This window comes from Thermogemmatispora sp. (genome assembly GCF_019683755.1).
Classification (GTDB): Bacteria; Chloroflexota; Ktedonobacteria; order Ktedonobacterales; family Ktedonobacteraceae; genus Thermogemmatispora.
Map to the genome: position 1 here is coordinate 1 of NZ_JADGHT010000328.1, position 5,168 is coordinate 5,168.

Below are 5,168 nucleotides of genomic sequence, written 5' to 3' on the forward strand. Positions count from 1 at the left end.
GCACACAGAAACTACGCCAGCCTATCTCACCCCAGCCATCGAACTGAGCGAGCGCGAGGGTTTACTCTCCCCCATCGTCTGGTAGGTGGTGCTGCTCATTATCCTACTAGGCCTCGCGCTCGTACTGGCTGTGGCGGTCGCGATCTGGTGTTCCACCCACGGCAAAGGTTTCGTTCTCTCGTGGCAGTTAAACTGGCTATTTGTTACGATCGGTTGCAGCAAGTAACGCTGCAGGAGAAGTGATGCGTCAGCATCCGATAACCTATGTTGCCCCTGCCGTTCTGCTGGAGGAGCGTGAGCAGGGGGCTTTGTCTCTAGCCTGGTACGTCGTGCCCCTGCTGATCCTGCTAGGGCTGGCTGCCAACATCGTCCTGGCAGTGGCTATCTGGTGTGTGGTGTGATCCACGGTCAGAGTGTGGTGGTTACCTGGCACATCGACTGGAGTGGCACGGTCACCGTCGGCTGCAAGTAGGCGCCAGCGGAGGTCATCTGGCTCTTCTACCGCTGTTCTCCAAACACTATAGAGATAGGACAGGCTATGTGGTATGATCGGAGATATCCGGGTATTCTCTGCTCTTTATCAGAAAAAGTGAGGGAATATGGGCGAGTATCTACTGGAAGTTAAGAGGCTCACCAAGCGCTTCGGCACCTTCACCGCAGTTAATGAGGTTTCCTTCGCTATTCGAGCGGGAAGCATCGTCGGCCTGCTGGGCCCCAACGGCGCCGGCAAGACGACCTTGCTCTCCATGCTGGTGGGACTTTTTCCCCCCACGGCTGGCAGCATGGTCCTGGACGGCGAGGAGACGCAACGTGTGACCCCGCAGATGAAGTACGCCTTTGGCTTTGTCCCCGACTCGCAAGAGGTCATTGCCCATCTGACGGGCTGGGAGTACCTGCAGTTCATCCGGCGCATTTACGGTCTTTCACCCGAGCAGTGGCGTCTGGCGAATGACTATCTGGCTCTCTTGCACATGGAGAGCAAAGCTCAGGATCTGCTTGAAACCTACTCCCACGGCCAGCGCAAGAAAGTGCAGCTCATCGCCGCGTTACTGCATCAGCCGAAGCTGCTGCTGCTCGACGAGCCGTTTTCGGGTCTTGATCCAGAGATGATCGCGCTGGTGAAGCGCCTCCTGCGCAAGCTGCGTGAGCGTGGTGTAGGGATTCTAATCTCAACGCACGACCTGCTGATGGTCGCAGAGCTGTGCGATCATGTGGTCTTCCTCAATCAGGGCGGCGTTGTGGCAGCGGGCGAGCCAGAGAAGCTGCTGGCCTCCTATGGCGCGGCTAATCTAGAAGAGGCATTTCTCAAGGCGCTCGGCCTTGAAGAGCAGGAGGAGGCACTGGAGCGTGTTCTGGCAAATTTCTAGACTTGTGATCCTGATCTGGCGCAACCGCCTGCGCCAACTCTTCCGTCGTATGCCGGCGCTCTGGCTGGCTGTGTTGCTCGTGGTGATCAGCTACTGTGGAGGAGCCTATCTCGGCTATAACTTCTTCTACAAGGTCGCTCAGCTCGCTGCATCCAGCAGCGTTTTTCCGCAGCTACGCACGATCACTGTGACAGCCTTTTTCAACGTCTTCGGCCTCACAGCCTTCTCCCTCGTCTCTTTTGCGCTGCTCTTTACACCAGAGGAGACCACCCTCCAGCGTATCCTGGCCCCCCTCCCGATCTCGCCTAGGCAGCAGCGTTTAGGCCTGTTATTGCCCGGCATCATCCTGCTCTTCCTGGCGCAGAACCTGCTCTGGCTGCCTGCATTACTGGCCTTAATACAGGCGGGCTTGGCTACCCCCCTGCAACTGCTGCTAGCGGTCTTTTTCGGGTTGCTCGCCTACAATGCGATCACACTGGCATTTCATCAGGCGGTGCTCTACGGGACCACGCGCCTCTTTGGGGCCGAGCGCATTGACCTGCGCAGCACGGCACTGGGAGCGAGCACTGGCCTGGGCATGGCCCTGTTCACACTGCCGCTGCTTCTGGGAGCGCAGGCGCTGCTAGCCCGGCAGCCTGGTTGGCTGGTTCCAACGCCTGCCTACTGGATGGTGCTGATCCTGCAGCCAGACCTCCTCAGAGCTATAGAGGGTCTGGGGCTGTTGAGTGCGGTAGGCCTGCTGGGGATAGTCATCTATGCTTTCTTCGTTGAGCGCTGCGAGCACCTGGCAGTGGGGACCAGAGGCCAATGGGTGCCGCTGCGACGGCTCGCCTTTCCATCCTCACTCTTTATGAGTAGCTGCCTCTATGAACTCAAAGGCATCACTCGCAGTCAACAAGTGGTTGTCGGCCTGATGATGGTCTTTGCCGGCTGGCTTATAGCCACCGTCGCTGTCTTCTGGGCACGCGCCAGTAATCCGCTTCTGAGCTACGCGCTGCTCGAGCTGACGCTCGATCTCACAACGGTCCTGCTCTGCTCCATCGCCCAGATGTCCTGGGGACGGGACACCCGCTCTTACCGCGTGCTGGCCAGTACGCCGCTAGAGGTCCACCGTTTGCTCGATGGGAAGCTGTTCGCCAATCTGGTGGTGATCGTTGGCGGCTGGGTGCTGCTGGTAGGCGTCCTCACCTGGGCCGGCAACAACCCGCTGCTCCTGCCGCAGCGCTTGCCGCTGCTCTGCGTCGGCTGCTTCCTCTGTTTTGCCCTGGGAATTGCTGTGCCGTACTCGACGGAAGACCCGCTCTCGATGCTTACAGTAGCGGGGGTGATGGTCATCCTGGGTCTGCCGCTCTATATACTCTTCCTGCAGGCTCAGGAGGCACTGGCTAGGCTGCCTGGCGGTATGGCAGCGCAGATGCTCGTGCAGACAGCGGCGGCACTGTTGATCATGGGCATGCTCTATCTGGGAATCCATCAGCTTGCTGACGTGAAGATGGAGAAGGATCATGATTGAGATGATCCCCGTGCTCCCTGCCGGCGTAGTGGTGCACACGGATTCTCTGGAGGACCGCGCCTTGCGGCAGCGCTATCCGCTGAACAGCACGGCCCACGAGTTCCTCACACTGATCGACGGCCGTCGCAGCCTCGCCAGCATCGCCGAGCAACTCGCGGAACGCTACGGGCAGCCACGGGAGGTGCTGCTCAAGGACCTGTGCCAACTCAGCCTGGAGCTGTACCACCACGGCCTGCTCAACTGGCATGAGACCTGGCACCAGCGGTGCACACGCTGGCTGCTGGCCCTGCAAACACGCATGCTGCCGACACTTTACACCTGGCGCTCCGATCCCCCACTTGCCACCAATGCGCTGCTGCTCCTCGGCTGGCTCTATCTAGAGGTTTGGCGAGCCTGGTTCCCGATGCTGATTGCCGGGCTGCTCGTGGCTGCATTGGCCGGCGTGCTACTGGCGGTTCTGCCGCTGCTGACACTGGCCTATCTGGTGCTTGCTTTCTGCCTGACGCTCAGCGTCTGTCTGCATGAGGGCGGTCACTTGATCGTCTTGCGCCACTGCTGCGGTGCAGGCAGCGGTTTTTTTCTGCGCACCGGCCCGCTTCTACGTCTGATACACCCTCCCCTGGAGCGTCCAGGAGCGGAGATCGCGGTCAGTGTGGCCGGCCCGCTGCTCCCTGGCGGCATCGGGTTGCTCGCCCTGATCGGGCACCTGCTTCACCCCTGGCCACTGGACTAGCTGGTGATTGCCCTCTTCAGTGTGCATCTTTTACGGATTTTAATTACAAATCATGATCTTAACAATATAGTTCGATTGATGAGTCATAAGCGTGCTAGATCGAACTGCAAGATCAAATGGGGCAGGGGCCGCTTGCCCCTGCTGAATACGAAAGGAGGCCCCAACCATGAGCAGGAGCGCGCCGACCGAGACAGCTGCACGGCAGACGTTCATTGGAGCACTCATCGGCAACATCGTCTCTGGTATCTTTATCGGGGCTGTGCTGGCGCTGCTGATCGCCATGCTGGCCTTTCTGGGAATCTTCGTCTACGGAGTGACCACCACTTCAGTGGAAATGCATCTGAAACTCTTCTCGCTGGAGGTCTTCGACTTTACCAGTCACGGGGCCTCTTTTCTCTTCCAGATGCACTCGCCTGGGATGCTGGCAGTGTTCGGACTGCTCACAGTGCTGGGTGCCTGTGTGTTCTGGGTAACCCGTGCCGTGCGCCGCGCGCAGCCGCGGCCCTCCTGACGGCCTAGATGCCTGCCGAGTGCCGGGGGGCATGGCTGGCTGTGAGCGAGGGAGGGGGCGACCGACCACTGATGCAGTGCCCATCTCCGCTGACCACATGGCCACCTTGCCCTCCCATCGCGTTCGGGAGGCAACGGAGAGGAACTAGACCACCTGTGGCAAGCACTGTTGGGCAGCTCTGATCTCCTCAACTCAACTGGATAAAAGAAGTCCCTGCTATCGCCAACGTCAGTCCCTACTGGCTGGCTCCTGTCCCGGTGGCGAGCCGCTGGACGCCTTCGGTCCTCTTGTAGTAGCCCTGAGTCACGGAGGTATTGGCCTTGTGACTGCCCACCAGGCTGACCCCCGCGTATTTGTTGGAAGCAGATACGCGCAGTCATCACCAGAGCCTATTCCAGCCGCCGGGCGTGATAGAGGGGAGAGCGCCAGAGAGGGTAGACGTCGCGGATGGCTTCCACTTCGGTGACTTACTTGGCCATGAGGGCTGCGCCGTTCGGATAGGCAAAGACCAGAGGGTGCAGCCGCCGGTGCTGCAGGCGAGGTCGAGGATGCGTCTGCCTTCGAAAATGGCCCGGCCTTCGGGGAAGAGACCGCCCATGCACTTGGTCACGATGCGGACCGGCCGCATAAGGTTGTCAGTTCGGCGGCATGTTCGGAAGCAACAGAATAGGTCTGGGCTGTGTCTGGCGATGGGGCTGGCTGGGGTCTCATCGGGTGTTCAGCTCTCCTCTCTAGCGAGCAGCTTCGTCTCGGAGTCGAGATAGACTGACCGAGCGTTACGAGTGCCATCTTACTCTTCGGGATAGCAGCAGAGAGGTGTGAGCAGGCGTGCGGGAGGAAGGCGTGCGAGGTTAGGCATCTTGTATTGTGGAGAAAGTCGCTGCCAGGGGGCTTGACAGGGACTCTCGCTTCTGGTAAGATATTTTCCACGATGAGGAAGTGCTCAGTCCTCAGAGCGATTAGTGTACGGAGCCGTAGTGTAGTGGCCTAACACGCCTGCCTGTCACGCAGGAGATCGCGGGTTCGAATCCCGTCGGTTCCGCT

The 5,168-nt window shown here is 59.7% G+C and carries 5 protein-coding genes and 1 tRNA gene; all 6 read left to right on the forward strand.

The genetic code is table 11. The annotated features are described in order from the left end of the window. The first annotated feature begins 242 nt into the window (after positions 1-242). The 6 genes from IRZ24_RS16465 (at position 243) to IRZ24_RS16490 (ending at position 5,166) form a co-directional block, all read left to right on the forward strand. Positions 243-401 (forward strand): hypothetical protein, encoded by a 159-nt coding sequence (locus IRZ24_RS16465; RefSeq protein ID WP_297166478.1) that lies wholly within the window; start codon positions 243-245, stop codon positions 399-401. A 198-nt stretch (positions 402-599) separates the two neighbouring features. Then, positions 600-1,367, forward strand: a complete 768-nt coding sequence (locus IRZ24_RS16470) for an ABC transporter ATP-binding protein (protein ID WP_297166481.1) — start codon at positions 600-602, stop codon at positions 1,365-1,367. Continuing rightward, entirely contained in the window at positions 1,348-2,880 is a 1,533-nt protein-coding gene (locus IRZ24_RS16475) for a hypothetical protein (RefSeq protein WP_297166484.1), read from the forward strand. The genes IRZ24_RS16470 and IRZ24_RS16475 overlap by 20 nt, the downstream gene beginning before the upstream one ends. Beyond that, positions 2,873-3,613: a PqqD family peptide modification chaperone gene (locus IRZ24_RS16480; RefSeq protein WP_297166487.1), complete on the forward strand. Its 741-nt coding sequence runs from the start codon at positions 2,873-2,875 to the stop codon at positions 3,611-3,613. The genes IRZ24_RS16475 and IRZ24_RS16480 overlap by 8 nt, the downstream gene beginning before the upstream one ends. 166 nt (positions 3,614-3,779) lie before the next feature. Then, entirely contained in the window at positions 3,780-4,124 is a 345-nt protein-coding gene (locus tag IRZ24_RS16485) for a hypothetical protein (RefSeq protein ID WP_297166490.1), read from the forward strand. A gap of 968 nt (positions 4,125-5,092) precedes the next feature. Continuing rightward, positions 5,093-5,166 (forward strand) — tRNA-Asp (locus IRZ24_RS16490). The last annotated feature ends 2 nt before the right edge of the window (positions 5,167-5,168 follow it).